This is a genomic window from Exiguobacterium sp. s138 (assembly GCF_018618775.1).
Lineage (GTDB): Bacteria > Bacillota > Bacilli > Exiguobacteriales > Exiguobacteriaceae > Exiguobacterium_A > Exiguobacterium_A artemiae.
In genome coordinates this window covers 147,155-162,801 of the sequence record NZ_JACSMW010000002.1, presented here as the reverse complement: position 1 = coordinate 162,801, position 15,647 = coordinate 147,155, and the positions used below count along the sequence as shown (strand labels likewise).

The window sequence follows — 15,647 nt, the reverse complement described above, 5'->3', positions numbered from 1 at the left end:
TCCCTATTAGAGGCGTACTCGTATTTTAATCTCACTTATCATAGTAGTCTCGATTCCCATTTGTCAACGTTCATCAAGATACTTTTTGAAACTTCTTCCGGATTTAAGAGTGGAATCGCGCCTTCTGCAATCAATTGATTTGTTCCTTGAAAGTGTTTTTCCGTCGGACATCCCGGAATGCAGTACACGTCTTTTCCTTGTTCAAGCGCATGTCCGGCTGTATTCATCGTCCCACTTTTCCGTGTCGCTTCGACGATGATCAATCCTGATGCCAAACCTGAGATGATCCGGTTTCTTTCTAAAAACTGATGTTTTTTGACGGGTCTAGGAGCAGGATATTCCGATAAAAGCAGTCCGTCTTGTTGAATCCGTTGAAACAACGGCGCATGCCTTGCAGGATATAAAAAGTCAAACCCGCTCGCTAGTACGGCAATCGTCGCCTGATGATGTTTGAGGGAAAGACGGTGTACGAGAGAATCAATACCAAGTGCGCCACCCGACACGGTAACGAACGGCGATTCAAAAAATGGACGTAAGAAAGATAGACGTTTTGAGTGAGAAGGAGAAGGTTGACGGCTTCCGATGATACTGATCATCGGCTGTCTCAATAAGGAAGGATCACCACTGAAGAAAAGTCCATAGACGGGTTGAGGAATCTGAAGTAACTGCATTGGGAAATACAGATCTCCCGGAACAAGAAGGTTCGTTGGGACTTGATCCAATTGTAGGGCTTGCTGATAGCGGTTTTTGATGGATCTCGACACAGGCAAATCCTCTACCGGTAAAAGACCGTACTGCTCGATCAAGACAACGATTGAATACGGAACCCGGCAAGTCGCAAAACGTGCATACAGTTCTCTCTCCATTCATTACGCTCCTTTTATATAGAAGAAAGCCGTCCTGATTAGATCAGGACAGCTGACATCTTGTTTAGTTCACAGTTGAACCTGTGACACATTCATCGTAAATACCGGCTTCTTTAATGACACGAATTAACGTCTCACCAATGATTGCTGGTGTTTCTGCCACTTCGATCCCGTTGGCACGAAGTGTTTTGATTTTTTCTGCAGCAGTTCCTTTACCACCTGAAATGATGGCACCGGCATGACCCATCCGTTTGCCTTCAGGCGCTGTCTGTCCACCGATGAATCCGATGACCGGCTTCGTCATGTTGGCTTTGACCCACTCTGCCGCTTCTTCTTCTGCCGTTCCACCGATTTCACCAAGCATGATGACGGCTTTTGTTTCCGGATCTTCATTGAACGCTTTGAGCGTATCGATGAAGTCTGTTCCGTTGACCGGATCGCCACCGATTCCGACTGCAGTAGATTGACCAATTCCTGCTGTCGTCAATTGATGAACCGCTTCGTACGTCAACGTTCCAGAACGAGAAACGATACCGACGTGACCTGGTGTATGAATGTATCCAGGCATGATTCCGAGTTTCGCAACGCCCGGTGTAATCACACCCGGACAGTTTGGTCCAATCAGACGAACGGGTTTTCCGTCCAGGTAACGTTTTACTTTGACCATATCAAGAACCGGAATTCCTTCCGTGATACAGATGATCAAGGCGATGTTCGCATCTGCCGCTTCCATGATGGCATCCGCTGCAAATGCAGGCGGTACATAGATGATCGAAGCATTGGCACCTGTTTTTTCGACTGCTTGAGCGACTGTATCGAAGACCGGTACACCTAATACTTCTGTGCCGCCCTTACCTGGTGTCACACCACCGACGAGGTTCGTTCCGTAATCAATCATCTGTTCACCGTGGAACATTCCTTGATTCCCTGTAATTCCTTGAATGATGACTTTTGTTGATTCATTTACCCAAATACTCATCCTTAGCTCCCCCTTACTTCACGAGCGCAGCAATTTTTTCTGCGCCGTCTGCCATTGATGTAGCTGCTGTAATCGCTAGACCTGAATCTTTGAGAATTTGTTTTCCGGCATCGACGTTTGTTCCTTCGAGACGGACGACGAGTGGCAATTCTAAGCCCACTTCTTTTGTTGCTGCAACGATACCTTCTGCAATGACGTCACATTTCATGATTCCACCAAAAATGTTAACGAAAATTCCTTTGACGTTCTCATCCGACAAAATCAATTTAAAGGCTTCTGTTACTTTCTCTTTCGTCGCACCGCCGCCAACATCAAGGAAGTTTGCCGGATCGCCGCTGAAGTGCTTGATGATATCCATCGTCGCCATGGCAAGTCCTGCACCGTTGACGAGACATCCGATGTTTCCGTCAAGTGCAATATAGTTTAAGTCATTTTTAGAAGCTTCCACTTCGCGTGGATCTTCTTCCGTTTCGTCACGAAGTGCAACGACATCGGCATGACGGTATAACGCGTTTGAATCAAAGTTCAGTTTTGCATCAAGTGCCAAAACATCACCGTCTTTTGTTGTGACGAGTGGATTGATCTCAGCGATTGAACAATCTTTATCGACGAAGAATGTATACAATTTCGTCACCATGCCGACGAACTTGTTGACAAGCTTAACCGGAACACCCATTGCAAACGCCAGTTTACGCGCTTGGAAAGCTTGTAAGCCGACTGCCGGATCCACTACTTCTTTGATAATTTTTTCCGGAGTTGCTTCTGCGACTTCCTCGATATCCATTCCGCCTTCACTTGAACCCATGATGACGACACGTCCCGTTACACGGTCAAGGACAATCCCGAGATAGTATTCTTTGTCAATCGCACAACCTTCTTCAACAAGAAGACGTTGAATGACTTTACCTTCTGGACCTGTTTGATGCGTGACGAGTGTTTTGCCGAGTAACTCTGTCGCGAATTCTTTCACTTCTTCTTGCGATTTAGCCAATTTAACACCACCGGCTTTACCGCGACCCCCTGCGTGAATCTGTGCTTTTACGACTTTGATCGGACCTGACAATTGTTCTGCTGCATCGACTGCCTCTTCGACTGTAAATGCTGCAATTCCGTTCGGAACAGGTACACCGTACGAACGAAGTAACTCTTTTGCCTGATATTCATGTACATTCATGAAAAAATCCCCCTTAACCCCTTTAGTTTCGGCTCTTTCATTGTAGTTAAAATTGGAAGCGCTGTCTATCGTTATCGACCGAAAGCATTTATTTCTTCAAAATTTCCGTTTGATCGAGCTGATATAAAAAGGCAAACAACTCGGCAATGACTCCGTATAATTCGTTTGGAATTTGTTCCGAGACTTGAACGGCATCGAGCAATGTAATCAGCGTCGCGTCTTCACGGATTGGAATGTTGTGCTGTAACGCCTCTTCAAGAATTCGTTCCGCGACCCGTTCCGATCCTTTCGCGACGACCTTAGGCGCCTGCATCTGTTCCTCATACGATAAGGCGATGGCTTTTTTCATATCTGATAGTCCACCCTTCCGTTTCGATCCGTCGGTTGAAATGAAATCCGTTCTTTTTCCGATTCGATCTGTTCAAAACGAATCAAATCATACCCTTGCTCGTGCAGACGCTGCTCGATAGTCGGCTGATAATGGGACATGAACGTTGCTATCCGCTCATCCGGATGAAAAACGGAAATCGCAATCTTTCGATCCGTAATTAATAAATCCAATGCGATTTCACCGGTTTTCGGCAGTTTTAAGTAAAAAGCGATGCGGGCGTGATCGGGATTAAATTCTTTTTGATCAAACGGCGCTTCCATTGTGACATCGACTTCCTCAAAAGGACCGAATTGCGGTAATTGAAACAAAAAAATACCGCGCCCGGTTTCATTCGTTGCTTGAATGACTTGTTGGGCGAGCACTTGATCACTGGTCTTCCGGTCCAATTGTCCTTCCGCCATGCCGTCCGCATGCCGAGCGAGTTGGACCAATTCGATGATTGCTTGTTTAAATGCCGTTCCGGATCCTTCCATCACTTTTTTCCCCAGCTGTTGCAACACATCCCGCGTCGTTTGCGGGATCGAGTCATTCGAAAAGTGGGTTAACCGGTTAAAGGCCGGTAAGACTGTCGCCTTATTTGGTGCGGACTCTTCTGCTACGATTTTTAGAACCGGTTGTCCATCTGTGCTCGTGACGGTAAAACGGTAGGTCGCACCTTCTTTCAGCTCGGCTGTCGTTCCTGCCGTCAAGACACGTTGACCAACCTGCAGTTCCATCAGACCGTCCGGAAGCAGCTTCAATACTTTGCCGATGACGTTGGCCCCTTCACGCAACGGTTGGTTGGTCGCATCAATGATTTTAAAAGGCAGTAAGGCCCGATGTTCAATTTGCACGATGGTTTACCCCCTAAAGTCGGTCGAGGACCGGTTTAAATGTCTTCCGGTGAATCGGTGTCACCCCGACACGATCGAGTGCCTGTAAGTGTTGTGCTGTCCCGTACCCGGCATGTTGATCAAAACCGTACTCCGGATAGAGAACGGCGTATTGTTCCATCATCGTATCCCGTGTTTCTTTAGCGATGACACTCGCCGCTGCAATCGAGACGCTCCGCGCATCTCCTTTGATCAGAGACTCTTGCGGAAAATCGACATCGAGTGTCATTGCATCCACTAACAAGGCATCCGGTGTCAACTGAGCAACAGCCTGTTGCATCGCTTGCTTCGAGGCCTGATAGATGTTGATCCGGTCGATCTCTTCCGGCTCGATGATACCGATTGCGACTTCTGCGACCTCCTGAATATGTTGATAAGCGGCGCTTCGTTGCTTTTTGGACATCTGTTTTGAATCCGTCAATCCGGGATGATAAAAGCCGGCCGGCAGGATGACGGCTGCTGCGACGACGGGACCGGCGAGCGGCCCACGGCCGACTTCATCCACTCCAGCGATTCGCTGATGCCCTTGTGCACGGTACCGGTCTTCGAACAGGGACCGCTCCTGGAACTGGACACGTTGCTGCTCTTCATGCAACAATCGACGTTCTGCTTGTTTCAGGGCCGTAACAACACCTTTTCGTTCATCTTCGGCGAATTCCCTTTTAATTTGTTCCAATTCTTCACGCGAAGCGTGTGCCAATCGGGTTTTGATTTCCGTTATGTTCATGACGTAGCTCCTTTTTGAAAAAAGCTTGGATTTCTCATGATGAGAAACCCAAGCCTGTCTTATTCTGTGACGGTTGCCCACTCTTCGACGGTCTCGAGCGTGACACGACCAATTTTCTCCGTCCGTAGCTCATGAAGCAACATTTCACTTGTCCGTTCAAAGTCGACATAACCGCCTGTTACGAAACCGCGGTTTTTACCGATCGCTTCGAGCACTTCGACGGCTTCACCTGACACATCCTGTAACCGATAACGGGCTTTCAGTTGCTCCGGATAACGGGACTTGAGCTCTCGGATTGCAAACAAGGCGATATCATCGATATTCAGGATATCATCTTTAATGGCACCCGTCGCCGCTAAACGGTAACCGACAAGCTGGTCATCGAACTTCGGCCAAAGAATTCCCGGTGTATCGAGTAGTTCCATTTCACCTGTTTTCATTTTGATCCATTGTTGACGTTTCGTTACACCTGGACGGTCGCCTGTGATTGCGATGTTCCGTCCGGCCAACCGATTGATCAAGGTTGATTTTCCGACGTTCGGAATCCCGATGATCAACGCGCGAATCGCACTCGGGTTCCGTCCCTTATCCCGCATCCGGTCATGTTTGTCTTTCATCAAGCGTAAGGCACCTTCATGAATCTGACCCAACCCTTTACTGTGCTTCGCATCCACGGCGATGACGTCGACACCGTCTTTACGGAGTGCCTGCATCCATTTTTCCGTCAGCCGGGCATCCGCCATATCTGATTTATTCAGGACGATCAGTCGTGGTTTGCCTGCTGTGATTTGTTCGACCATCGGATTACGGCTCGACATCGGTAAACGTGCGTCGACTAATTCGATGACGACATCAATCAATTTTAATTTTTCCGTCACTTCACGGCGTGCTTTCGCCATGTGTCCCGGGAACCATTGTATTGTCATTTCTTCCACCTCAAGTTTTCATAGTGCTTGGACTGCTAATAATGAACGATATATACGTCGTGTCCCGTGTTACCGATCCACTGTCTGTTCGAGAGAAACGATCCATTCTCTAGTATACGCAACTTTTCGACAGAAAAGAACCCTGTCCCCGTCCGAACAAAAAAACGAAGTCCACATTTTGTGAACTTCGTTTCTTGAAAGAGGATCTCCTTCATCAATCAACGGACCGGACATCATTAAACGGATAGAAGACGAAATTCGTCGTACCGACGATTTGATCCTCATCCACAAAACCGATATCCCGGCTGTCTTTCGAGTTTTGACGGTTATCCCCCATCACAAATACTTTTCCTTTTGGAACCGTTTTTTGTGCTGTTTTTTCTTCCAATGTAAAGTCTTCTGTTAAAGGAACACCGTTCATCTGTGCCTTAAATTCATTCAGATAAGGTTCCTCGACTTTTTTATCGTTGACGTATAACGTATCATCTTTGTAGTACATCGTATCACCTGGAACAGCAATCACACGTTTGATGTAGTCCCGTGTTTCTGTCGCATGGAAGACCACGATGTCCCCCCGTTCCGGTTCATTGAAATAATAAGGAACCTTATTGACAATCATTCGGTCCGAATTGTGTAAGGTCGGCATCATCGATTCGCCGTCCACAATAACCGGGACGAATAAAAACGTTCGGATGATGAACGCAATTACGAGCGCCACGACCAGCGCCTTAATCCAACTAAATAACTCCTTCACGCGTTCCACTCCTTCAACTCAATCTCTTGCCTAAACCTAGTATACGCATAAACGATAAAAAAAAGAAGCTTGTCCGGAGACAAGCCACTTTTTCACATGATTAACGACGAATTTCTTTAATACGAGCCGCTTTACCACGAAGGTTACGGAGGTAGTAAAGTTTCGCACGACGGACTTTACCGTAACGAACGACTTCGATTTGCGCAACACGTGGTGAGTGAAGCGGGAATGCACGCTCAACGCCAACTCCGTAAGAAATCTTACGAACTGTAAACGTTTCGCTGATGCCGCCACCGTGACGTTTGATGACTACGCCTTCGAAAAGCTGGATCCGCTCACGCGTTCCCTCGACGACTTTAACGTGGACGCGGACTGTATCACCAGGACGGAATGCAGGGACGTCTGACTTGATTTGTTCTTGTGTAATTTCACGGAACAATTGTTGTGTGTTCATGAATGATTTCTCCTTTTTTCACCAATGTTCGTATCTTCATTTGCCTCTGGCATCCAACAGCGGAACATCGTTAATAGGTGGCTTTTGCCACATGTTTTAACTTATCACAGTTTCAGTCGTTTGACAATCCTGAAATTGATTGCAGGTAACGGCGGTCGGTCTCGGACAGGTCGGCCGTTTCGAGTAAATCCGGTCGCCGCTCAAGCGTCCGTCTCAATGCCTGTTCACGGCGCCACGTTTCAATCCGGGCATGATTACCCGACAATAAAACTTCCGGGACCGTCAAACCGCGAAAATCAGCCGGCCGTGTGTAATGCGGGTATTCGAGCAGACCGGTCGAAAACGAGTCGTCTTCATGGCTCGCGGCCTTTCCGAGAACATCCGGCAACAGGCGGACCGTCGCATCGATCATCGTCATGGCTGCAAGTTCGCCGCCGGTCAGAACAAAATCGCCAAGTGAGACTTCATCTGTCACCAGTTCATCATGAACCCGTTGGTCGAACCCTTCATAATGACCGCATAAAAAGACAAGATCCGTTTCTTTGGACCATTCTTCCGCAAGACGTTGATCAAACCGACGCCCTGTTGGTGTCAACGCAATGATACGCCGTTTTGCTTCAGGCAAGTCGGCGATTGCGTCAAAAATCGGTTGGGGCATCAATAACATGCCTGCCCCACCGCCGTAGGGGGAATCATCGACACGACCATGACGATTCGTCGAGTAGTCCCGGAAATTGACATAGTTGAGTTCAATCCGTTTCTCCTCTTGCGCACGGGCGACAATCGAGTGATTCAGTGCCGTGAACATTTCCGGAAATAGCGTCAGGACCGTGATGTTCATCCTTCTATCAAACCCGGTAACGGTGTGATTTGAATCCGTTTGGCTTCGACGTCAATTGAAGCGACGACTTGTTCGATATAGGGAATCAGCACATCTTTTTTGCCGGGACGTTTGATCGTCCAGACGTCGTTTGCGCCCGTCTCGAGAATCTCGGATACGACACCAATTTCATCCTCACCGTCAAAGACGGTACAGCCGATGATTTCATGGTAATAAAATTCATGTTCTCCGAGCTCTTGTAAGGCTTCCGGATGCACATACAGTTTCAAGCCTTTATATTTCTCGACATCATTGATGTGTTGCATGCCTTTGAACGTCACCATGATGAATTGTTTATGTTTGCGGTAACTGCTGATCGTAAACGGCGTGTAGATTCCGTTCGACTCAAGAAATACCTCATTACCGACTTTAAAACGCTGTTCCGGAAAATCCGTGCTTGCGAGGAGTTTCAATTCGCCTTTCAAACCGTGCGTGTTGGCGATTTTTGCGACTTCCAACCATTCCATCTGTTTCACTTCCTTATCCACAAGTCTTATTTCTTGTTATTATTTTGCCATACAAAAAGGAGGTAAGCTTTCGCTCACCTCCAATAGTCTTACTTCGCGAGTTTCGCGTTGTGGAATTTCTCCATGATACCAGCTTTTGAGAAGAGGTTACGAACTGTGTCCGAAGGTTTAGCACCTTCAGCGAGCCATTTAAGAGCAAGCTCTTCGTTAAGTTTTACTTCTGCTTCTGGTTTAGCAACCGGGTTGTAGTATCCGATTTGCTCGATGAAACGACCATCACGTGGTGCACGTGAGTCTGCTACTACCACACGGTAGAAAGGTGATTTGTTTGCGCCCATGCGCTTAAGACGAATTTTAACTGCCATTCGTAAGTCCCTCCAAATAATAAATAATTTTTTTTCGTTTAGTCAAATTGACAACTTCACTAGTATACAACGTTCCAGCAAAAGTGAAAAGACTTTTAGAAGAATGGGAGGCCAAAGCCGCCTTTCTTTTTCCCTTTGCCCATTTGGCCGGAGAATTGTTTCATCATCTTCCGCATGTCTTCAAATTGCTTAATCAATCGGTTTACTTCTTGAATGCTGCGACCACTGCCGCGCGCAATCCGTTTCCGACGACTGGCATTGAGAATTTCCGGTTCAGTCCGCTCTCGTTTTGTCATCGATTGAATAATCGCTTCGACATAGACGAGTTGCTTCTCATCGATTTGGGCATTTTTCAGACCCTTCATCTTTCCTTTACCGGCACCCGGAATCATTCCTAACAACTCATCCAAAGGACCCATCTGTTTCACTTGCTGTAACTGCTCGATGAAATCGTCAAACGTGAACGATGCATCGCGCATTTTGCCTTCGAGCTCTTTGGCGCGTGTTGCGTCCATTTGAGACTCCGCTTTTTCAATCAGCGTCAGCATATCTCCCATGCCGAGAATCCGTGACGCCATCCGCTCTGGATAGAATGGCTCGATTGCGTCCAGCTTCTCTCCAAGACCGACGAATTTAATCGGTGCTCCGGTGACTGCCTTGATGGAGAGTGCTGCTCCGCCTCGAGTATCCCCGTCGAGCTTCGTCAAGACGACACCTGTCACACCCAGCTTTTCATTAAAGCTTTGCGCGACATTGACAGCGTCCTGACCCGTCATTGAATCGACGACAAGGAAAATTTCATTTGGTTTGGCGATTTCTTTCACATCAACCAGTTCCTGCATCAGGTCCTCGTCGATATGTAAGCGTCCCGCCGTATCGATCAACACGATATCGTGGTGATGCTCTTTTGCATAGTCGAGAGCGTTCGTAACAATCTCTTGTGGACTGACCTGATCTCCCATTGAGAAAACCGGCAGTTCGAGTTGTTTCCCTAACGTCTCGAGCTGTTTGATCGCAGCCGGTCGGTAAATATCCGCTGCGACGAGCAGTGGACTGCGATTTTGTTTCTTCCGTAAATGATTCGCGAGTTTTCCGACCGTCGTCGTCTTACCTGCCCCTTGTAAACCGGTCATCATGATGACGGTTGGCGGACGGTTCGATAACGTCAACGGAGAAACTTCTGACCCCATCAGTTTCGTCAATTCGTCATGGACGATTTTGACGACTTGCTGACCTGGTGTGAGAGACGTCATGACATCTTGCCCGACTGCACGTTCTTTCACATCATTTACGAATTGTTTGACGACTTTGAAGTTGACGTCAGCTTCTAATAACGCAAGGCGGACCTCACGCATCATTTCTTTTACGTCCGCTTCAGAAATCTTACCTTTACCCCGCATTTTAGCGAGGCTGGCTTGAAGCCGTTCCGATAATCCTTCGAATGCCATGAAATTGCCCCCTACTCTAATTGCTCAAGTGCCGCAATGGTCACGTGAGCTTCGCTCGGAAGGTCAAGTTGCTTTAACTGATCAAGGAGTAACTTTCTCTGTTCATACTTTGCAAACAGACCCAGTCGTTCTTCATATTGTTCAAGCATCGCTTCCGTACGTTTTATGTTGTCGTAGACTGCTTGTCGGCTGACTTCAAACTCATCGGCGATCTCACCTAACGAAAAGTCATCCAGATAATAGAGTGACATATAATTCCGTTGTTTCGGCGTCAAAAGCTCCTGATAAAAGTCAATCAGATAATTCATCCGGTTCGTCTTATCAAGTGTCATTCGAGCACCCCCACGGTTGTTAAGTGAAATTCCTTTACAGATAGTATAGTACAGCCCTCACAGTGTGTTGTCAAGTTTTTTTCTTTACAAGGAAATCGAGGTCAGTCCTCTTCTCGGACTTCTTCGACTGTTTCTTTTTCTTCAAAGACATCCCCGAATAATCCATAGACGAATTGTTCGGCATCGAACGGTTGTAAGTCATCGATTTTTTCACCGAGACCGACGAATTTCACCGGCAGATCCAGCTCATTCTTAATCGCAAGAACGATTCCGCCTTTCGCCGTTCCGTCAAGCTTCGTCAGAACGATTCCGCTGACATCGGTCGCCTGTTTAAAGGCTTTGGCTTGAACCATTGCATTTTGACCCGTCGTCGCGTCAAGCGCAAGCAATACTTCATGCGGTGCTCCCGGAATTTCCCGTTCGATGACACGTTTTACTTTTTCAAGTTCATTCATTAAATTGACTTTGTTTTGCAGACGGCCGGCCGTATCGCAAATCAGGACATCGACACGGCGTGCTTTTGCGGCCTGGACAGCATCATAGATGACTGCCGCCGGATCCGATCCTTCTCCCTGACGGATGACCGGAACACCGGAACGTTCACCCCAGACTTGAAGTTGGTCGATTGCACCGGCCCGGAATGTATCGCCGGCTGCGAGCATTACCGTTTTGCCTTCGTTTTTCAGACGATTCGCCAGTTTACCGATTGTCGTCGTTTTCCCGACGCCGTTGACACCGACAAATAAGATCACATTGAGTTCATGACTGAGATCAAGTTCGGACTCTTCTTCTTCCACCAGCATGTTGGCGACAACTTCGACAAGTACGTCACGCACTTCTTTTGTATCCTTGACGTTTTTACGTTTGACTTCAATTTTTAACTTTTCGACAAGATCCATCGTCGTCGTGACACCGACATCGGCCTGAATCAATACTTCTTCCAACTCTTCGAAAAAATCTTCGTCGACTTCCCGGAAGCGGTAGACGAGATCATTGACGGCATTCGCCAGTCCGTCCCGTGTTTTCGTCAAACCTTCCGTAAACTTCGATGTCACTTCTTGTGTCGAAGTCGTCAACCGGTCTTTTAACTTTTTAAAGAAACTCATTTTTTTATCCCCTTTGGTTCTACTTCTTCGCTTAATGTCCGTCTCGCTTCTTCCAGTTTAACGGATAATACTTCGGAAATACCGTTTTGTTGCATCGTCACACCATACAGGACATCAGCTGACTCCATCGTTCCCTTACGGTGGGTGATGATGATGAACTGGGTCTCACGTGCCAGTTGATGAACGAACTCTCCGAATCGGGCGACGTTCGCCTCATCGAGGGCTGCTTCGACCTCATCAAGAACACAGAACGGAACCGGTCGTGTTTTTAAGATAGCAAACAATAAAGCAATCGCTGTCAGTGCTCGTTCTCCGCCCGACAACAAGGACAGGTTCTGTAACTTTTTACCGGGCGGTTTAGCCACGATATCAATACCGCTTGTCAACAGATCTGTAGGGTCGACGAGAATCAAGTCGGCTTCTCCGCCGCCAAACAGTTCGCGGAACGTTTCCCGGAAATGTTCCCGGACCGCTGTGTACGTCTGTTTGAACAGCCGGATGACTTCCCGGTCCATTTCTTCGATGACCGCATATAAATCGGTCTTCGCACTGACCAGATCGTCGCGTTGCGTGGACAGGAACGTAAAACGTTGATCGACTTCGGCAAACTCTTCAATCGCACCAAGATTGACAATCCCGATTTCCTCGAGTTGTCGTTTCAGAAGATGCAATTCTTCCTTTGCCTCCTCGAAAGAGATCGTCAGCGGTTGAATCAACTCGGCAACCAGCCCCATTTCTTCAAGTGTCTCATGACGGGTCTCAAGGCGTGTACTGAGCCGTCCCTGAGTAAGCCGGGCTTGATCGAGACGCTGTGTCGTTGCTTGCCGGGCTTCTGCCAGTTTCGCTTCCTGAATCCGTAACAGACGTAAGTTTTCTGCCGCCTGCTGAATTTCTGCCGTCACATGCGTCAATTCGCGTTCGACTGAAGTTTGTTCCTGTTGCATCTGCGTTTTCTCAGTGTGCAGGGCATCAATCTTCGCTTCGTCGAATCCTTCCAGGACATGCTTCAGATCACGGCGTTTATGACTTCGTTCTAATTTTGCATGACTCAATGTCTCACGGAGGCGTGTTACCTCACGGTCGATTTGGTCATGTGTCATGCTGACAGTCCGTTCCTCAAGCAAGGCTTCCGCTTGCTGTTGCTTTAATTCTTCGACCGCAACTGCTCCGCGTGACTGTGCTTCCTTCAGTTGATCGATTGCTTGCCGCAATTCCGCTTGCCGGTTCGTTAACCGTTCCATGTCCCGCTCTGATGCCGCGATGATGGACTTCGCCTCTGCCGCTTGTTCAGCGAGACGGGTCAATTGACCGTCGTGGACCGATAATTCAGAAGATGTGACGGCTAGACTGCGCTTCGCATCCGTGTAGGCTTCGCGAACACTTTCCAACTGTGCTTGAACCAATTGAATATCACGGGTATTTGTTTCCAGCGAGCCGACGAGTTGTTGCATGGCTGTTTTCATTTCATCACGCCGACGCTCTTGTTCACGAATGACAGCTTGACCTTGTTTCAATCCCGCCTGCAACTCTTCCAGTTCACGGGATTGGCTGAAGAGCGGTGTTCCTTTTTTACGACTGCCTCCCGTCATCGATCCGCCGACGTTAACGACGTCACCCTCGAGCGTCACGATCCGGTAACGGTGTCCGGTGGAACGGGCGATGGCATTGGCTTGTTCAAGTGATTCGACAACGAGTGTCGTCCCAAGCAGATTATCTTTTAATTTCGTAAAGTCTTCCCGCGTCGTGACCAGTTGACTTGCGACACCGAGATATCCTGGCATCCCTGACACGCTTTGTTGAACGGAAGCACTCAGTTCCCGGCGCTGAATCGACGAGAGCGGCATAAATGTCGCACGCCCCGCATTCAGCCGGCGCAACTCTTGGATCAGTTTCCGTCCCGTCACATCGGTATCGACGACGACGTTTTGCATCGCGCCGCCCAGTGCGGTCTCAATCGCCGCCTCGAAGCGGGCGGGAACGGTGATCAGTTCCGCGACGGCACCGTGGATACCGGCAATCCGGTCCCGCTGTTTTAAGACGGTTTTGACGGCTCCGAAATAACCACTGTAGTCGGCTTTGACGGATTCCAGAAATTCAATCCGGTCTTCGGTCTTATCGCGGCGTCGGTGAAGGTCGATGATCGATTGTTCCATTTGGCGCAACGTCTCCTGTTGCTGGCGATGCTGGTCTTGCTGTGTCTTTTCTTCCTGACGCAATGTTTCCAAGCGATTCCGTAATTCTTCTACCTGTTCTGCAAGACGAATGGTTTCGGCTTCATACGTCGAACGATCCGTTTGTTTTGAGCCGACGTTTTCCGAAAAACTCCGTTGCTGCTCTTCGGCATGTAACAGATCTTGTTGCGCCCGATGGTATGCATTGGTCGTCGCTGCCAACCGGCTCGCTACTTCAAACGCTTCCGAACGCAATTGTTCGGCTTCTTTTTCAAAGTCCCGGTCGGAGTAAGATAAGGCGGCATCGGCTTGTTCTCGTTTTGCGACGGTTTGAAGGTACAATTGTTGTGTCTCTTGCTGTTGCTTCAGCACCGTCTGTTCTTCTTGTTCGATTTGTGCTACCCGTTGTTCTGCAACCGTTACTTCCTGTTCGAGACGCGCCTTCATTTCCGCTCCGTGCTTTTCCCGTTCTTTCGCGAGGTTTAAAGCCCCTTCGATTTCAACGAGTTTCGTCGATACGAGCCGCAGGCGGTCCTGCATTTCTGTTTCTAAGCGCCGCTTCTCTTCTAACGATGTTTCTTGTGTTTCCCTTGTCGCTACTGTTTCTTGCAGCCGCTCCTGCTCCGCAAGCAGTTGGGCTTGGCAGGATTCGATTTCCGTCGACACGTCAGTAAGTTGCGTCATATACTGCTCGATTTCGGTCGCGATGATTCCCCGTTCCAAGAAGTCATACCGTTCACGGGCTACTAAAAATTCTTTTGCCAGTGACGCTTGTTCCCGTAACGGCTCAATTCGTCCACCCAATTCGTACAGAATATCATCGACACGGGAAAGATTCGTTTCTGTATCCGTTAGCTTTCTTTCGGCTTGTTTTTTACGGTTCCGGTATTTCAAAACACCGGCTGCCTCTTCGATGACAGAGCGCCGTTCTTCCGGTTTCCCGGAAATGACTTGTTCGACCCGTCCTTGACCGATGATGGCAAACGCATCGCGGGACAACCCGGTATCCATGAATAAATCAAGCACGTCTTTTAAACGACACGGTTTTTTATTTAAGAAGTAATCACTGTCTCCGTTTCGCGTGACACGCCGCGTTACATTGATTTCTTGATACGGCAAAGCGACCGTCCCCGATTCATTGTCGAGCACAAGTGTGACTTCCGCAAATTGTTTCCGATGTTCCGAGATACTTCCGGCAAAGATGACATCTTCCATCTTCGCACCACGTAATGATTTAGCCGACTGCTCACCGAGCACCCAACGCACTGCATCCGATATATTGGACTTCCCGCTGCCATTTGGTCCGACGACAGCCGTGACTCCCGGAAGGAAGTCGAGCTCCGTCCGACTAGCAAATGACTTGAAGCCATTGATTTCAATTCGTTTTAAGTACATCTTGACCACCCATATGTTTAAATTTCTTTTTGATTTTCTTTTAGTTTACCATAGCCGAAAGGTCTACAAAATGGTAGCTTTTATGGTAATGTTAGGCTTAAAGAGATGAAGAGGAGATTTTAAGACATGACAATTGAACAAATGATCGTAGAGATCCTGGATAAATTGAACATCATTAACAAAGGCGTCATCAAGGCGGAACAATTCGACGGAACAAAAAATGACGATTTAAAAGAGATTTATGATTTCGTCATGATGCGTGAGTCGTTGACATTGGCAGAAGTCGATGCCATCGTCGATGAACTGAAATCACTGAAAACTGTTTAAGATTCCTCACAAA

General features: G+C 48.0%; 17 protein-coding genes. 1 reads left to right on the top strand and 16 read right to left on the bottom strand.

Annotation, left to right across the window (positions count from 1 at the left end):
* Positions 1–38: 38 nt before the first annotated feature.
* The 16 genes from KNP91_RS04620 to smc form a co-directional block, all read right to left on the bottom strand.
* Positions 39–866 (bottom strand): DNA-processing protein DprA, encoded by an 828-nt coding sequence (locus KNP91_RS04620; RefSeq protein ID WP_214848885.1) that lies wholly within the window; start codon positions 864–866, stop codon positions 39–41.
* Between the two features lie 64 nt (positions 867–930).
* Complete coding sequence (sucD, locus tag KNP91_RS04615; RefSeq protein WP_012370760.1) at positions 931–1,845, bottom strand: succinate--CoA ligase subunit alpha; 915 nt, start codon at positions 1,843–1,845, stop codon at positions 931–933.
* Between the two features lie 13 nt (positions 1,846–1,858).
* Positions 1,859–3,019 (bottom strand): ADP-forming succinate--CoA ligase subunit beta, encoded by a 1,161-nt coding sequence (gene sucC, locus KNP91_RS04610; RefSeq protein ID WP_012370761.1) that lies wholly within the window; start codon positions 3,017–3,019, stop codon positions 1,859–1,861.
* 88 nt (positions 3,020–3,107) lie between these two features.
* Positions 3,108–3,368 carry an EscU/YscU/HrcU family type III secretion system export apparatus switch protein gene (locus tag KNP91_RS04605; protein ID WP_214763980.1) on the bottom strand — a complete coding sequence of 87 codons (261 nt, stop codon included), beginning with the start codon at positions 3,366–3,368 and terminating at the stop codon, positions 3,108–3,110.
* Positions 3,365–4,243, bottom strand: coding sequence for a hypothetical protein (locus KNP91_RS04600; RefSeq protein WP_214848881.1), 879 nt, complete (start codon positions 4,241–4,243; stop codon positions 3,365–3,367). Before KNP91_RS04600 ends, KNP91_RS04605 begins: the two co-directional genes overlap by 4 nt.
* Positions 4,244–4,256: 13 nt before the next feature.
* Positions 4,257–5,009 (bottom strand): ribonuclease HII, encoded by a 753-nt coding sequence (locus tag KNP91_RS04595; RefSeq protein WP_214848878.1) that lies wholly within the window; start codon positions 5,007–5,009, stop codon positions 4,257–4,259.
* A gap of 59 nt (positions 5,010–5,068) precedes the next feature.
* Positions 5,069–5,935, bottom strand: coding sequence for a ribosome biogenesis GTPase YlqF (gene ylqF, locus KNP91_RS04590; protein WP_214848876.1), 867 nt, complete (start codon positions 5,933–5,935; stop codon positions 5,069–5,071).
* Positions 5,936–6,149: 214 nt separating this feature from the next.
* The gene (gene lepB, locus KNP91_RS04585) at positions 6,150–6,689 is read right to left on the bottom strand and encodes a signal peptidase I (protein WP_012370766.1); all 540 of its coding nucleotides are present in this window, start codon (positions 6,687–6,689) and stop codon (positions 6,150–6,152) included.
* Between the two features lie 100 nt (positions 6,690–6,789).
* A complete protein-coding gene (gene rplS / locus KNP91_RS04580; protein WP_012370767.1) occupies positions 6,790–7,143 on the bottom strand; it encodes a 50S ribosomal protein L19 in 354 nt (117 codons plus the stop codon).
* 112 nt (positions 7,144–7,255) lie between these two features.
* A complete protein-coding gene (trmD, locus tag KNP91_RS04575) occupies positions 7,256–7,984 on the bottom strand; it encodes a tRNA (guanosine(37)-N1)-methyltransferase TrmD (protein WP_012370768.1) in 729 nt (242 codons plus the stop codon).
* Entirely contained in the window at positions 7,981–8,490 is a 510-nt protein-coding gene (gene rimM, locus KNP91_RS04570) for a ribosome maturation factor RimM (protein ID WP_214763942.1), read from the bottom strand. The genes trmD and rimM overlap by 4 nt, the downstream gene beginning before the upstream one ends.
* An 89-nt stretch (positions 8,491–8,579) precedes the next feature.
* Entirely contained in the window at positions 8,580–8,855 is a 276-nt protein-coding gene (gene rpsP, locus KNP91_RS04565; RefSeq protein WP_012370770.1) for a 30S ribosomal protein S16, read from the bottom strand.
* A 95-nt stretch (positions 8,856–8,950) separates the two neighbouring features.
* Entirely contained in the window at positions 8,951–10,303 is a 1,353-nt protein-coding gene (gene ffh / locus KNP91_RS04560) for a signal recognition particle protein (RefSeq protein WP_012370771.1), read from the bottom strand.
* Between the two features lie 11 nt (positions 10,304–10,314).
* Positions 10,315–10,635 (bottom strand): putative DNA-binding protein, encoded by a 321-nt coding sequence (locus tag KNP91_RS04555; protein WP_012370772.1) that lies wholly within the window; start codon positions 10,633–10,635, stop codon positions 10,315–10,317.
* Between the two features lie 101 nt (positions 10,636–10,736).
* Positions 10,737–11,741 (bottom strand): signal recognition particle-docking protein FtsY, encoded by a 1,005-nt coding sequence (gene ftsY, locus KNP91_RS04550; RefSeq protein WP_214763931.1) that lies wholly within the window; start codon positions 11,739–11,741, stop codon positions 10,737–10,739.
* Positions 11,738–15,307 carry a chromosome segregation protein SMC gene (gene smc / locus KNP91_RS04545; protein ID WP_214848874.1) on the bottom strand — a complete coding sequence of 1,190 codons (3,570 nt, stop codon included), beginning with the start codon at positions 15,305–15,307 and terminating at the stop codon, positions 11,738–11,740. The genes ftsY and smc overlap by 4 nt, the downstream gene beginning before the upstream one ends.
* Before the next feature lie 126 nt (positions 15,308–15,433).
* Here smc and KNP91_RS04540 point away from each other — a divergent pair, with 126 nt between their 5' ends.
* Entirely contained in the window at positions 15,434–15,634 is a 201-nt protein-coding gene (locus KNP91_RS04540) for a DUF1128 family protein (RefSeq protein ID WP_012370775.1), read from the top strand.
* The last annotated feature ends 13 nt before the right edge of the window (positions 15,635–15,647 follow it).

Excerpts from the sequence above, each read along its gene's own strand:
- KNP91_RS04620 (WP_214848885.1), bottom strand. The coding sequence starts at position 866 with ATGGAGAGAGAACTGTATGCACGTTTTGCGACTTGCCGGGTTCCGTAT.
- sucD (WP_012370760.1), bottom strand. The coding sequence starts at position 1,845 with ATGAGTATTTGGGTAAATGAATCAACAAAAGTCATCATTCAAGGAATT.
- sucC (WP_012370761.1), bottom strand. The coding sequence starts at position 3,019 with ATGAATGTACATGAATATCAGGCAAAAGAGTTACTTCGTTCGTACGGT.
- KNP91_RS04605 (WP_214763980.1), bottom strand. The coding sequence starts at position 3,368 with ATGAAAAAAGCCATCGCCTTATCGTATGAGGAACAGATGCAGGCGCCT.
- KNP91_RS04595 (WP_214848878.1), bottom strand. The coding sequence starts at position 5,009 with ATGAACATAACGGAAATCAAAACCCGATTGGCACACGCTTCGCGTGAA.
- ylqF (WP_214848876.1), bottom strand. The coding sequence starts at position 5,935 with ATGACAATACAATGGTTCCCGGGACACATGGCGAAAGCACGCCGTGAA.
- rplS (WP_012370767.1), bottom strand. The coding sequence starts at position 7,143 with ATGAACACACAACAATTGTTCCGTGAAATTACACAAGAACAAATCAAG.
- trmD (WP_012370768.1), bottom strand. The coding sequence starts at position 7,984 with ATGAACATCACGGTCCTGACGCTATTTCCGGAAATGTTCACGGCACTG.
- rimM (WP_214763942.1), bottom strand. The coding sequence starts at position 8,490 with ATGGAATGGTTGGAAGTCGCAAAAATCGCCAACACGCACGGTTTGAAA.
- rpsP (WP_012370770.1), bottom strand. The coding sequence starts at position 8,855 with ATGGCAGTTAAAATTCGTCTTAAGCGCATGGGCGCAAACAAATCACCT.
- ffh (WP_012370771.1), bottom strand. The coding sequence starts at position 10,303 with ATGGCATTCGAAGGATTATCGGAACGGCTTCAAGCCAGCCTCGCTAAA.
- KNP91_RS04555 (WP_012370772.1), bottom strand. The coding sequence starts at position 10,635 with ATGACACTTGATAAGACGAACCGGATGAATTATCTGATTGACTTTTAT.
- ftsY (WP_214763931.1), bottom strand. The coding sequence starts at position 11,741 with ATGAGTTTCTTTAAAAAGTTAAAAGACCGGTTGACGACTTCGACACAA.
- smc (WP_214848874.1), bottom strand. The coding sequence starts at position 15,307 with ATGTACTTAAAACGAATTGAAATCAATGGCTTCAAGTCATTTGCTAGT.
- KNP91_RS04540 (WP_012370775.1), top strand. The coding sequence starts at position 15,434 with ATGACAATTGAACAAATGATCGTAGAGATCCTGGATAAATTGAACATC.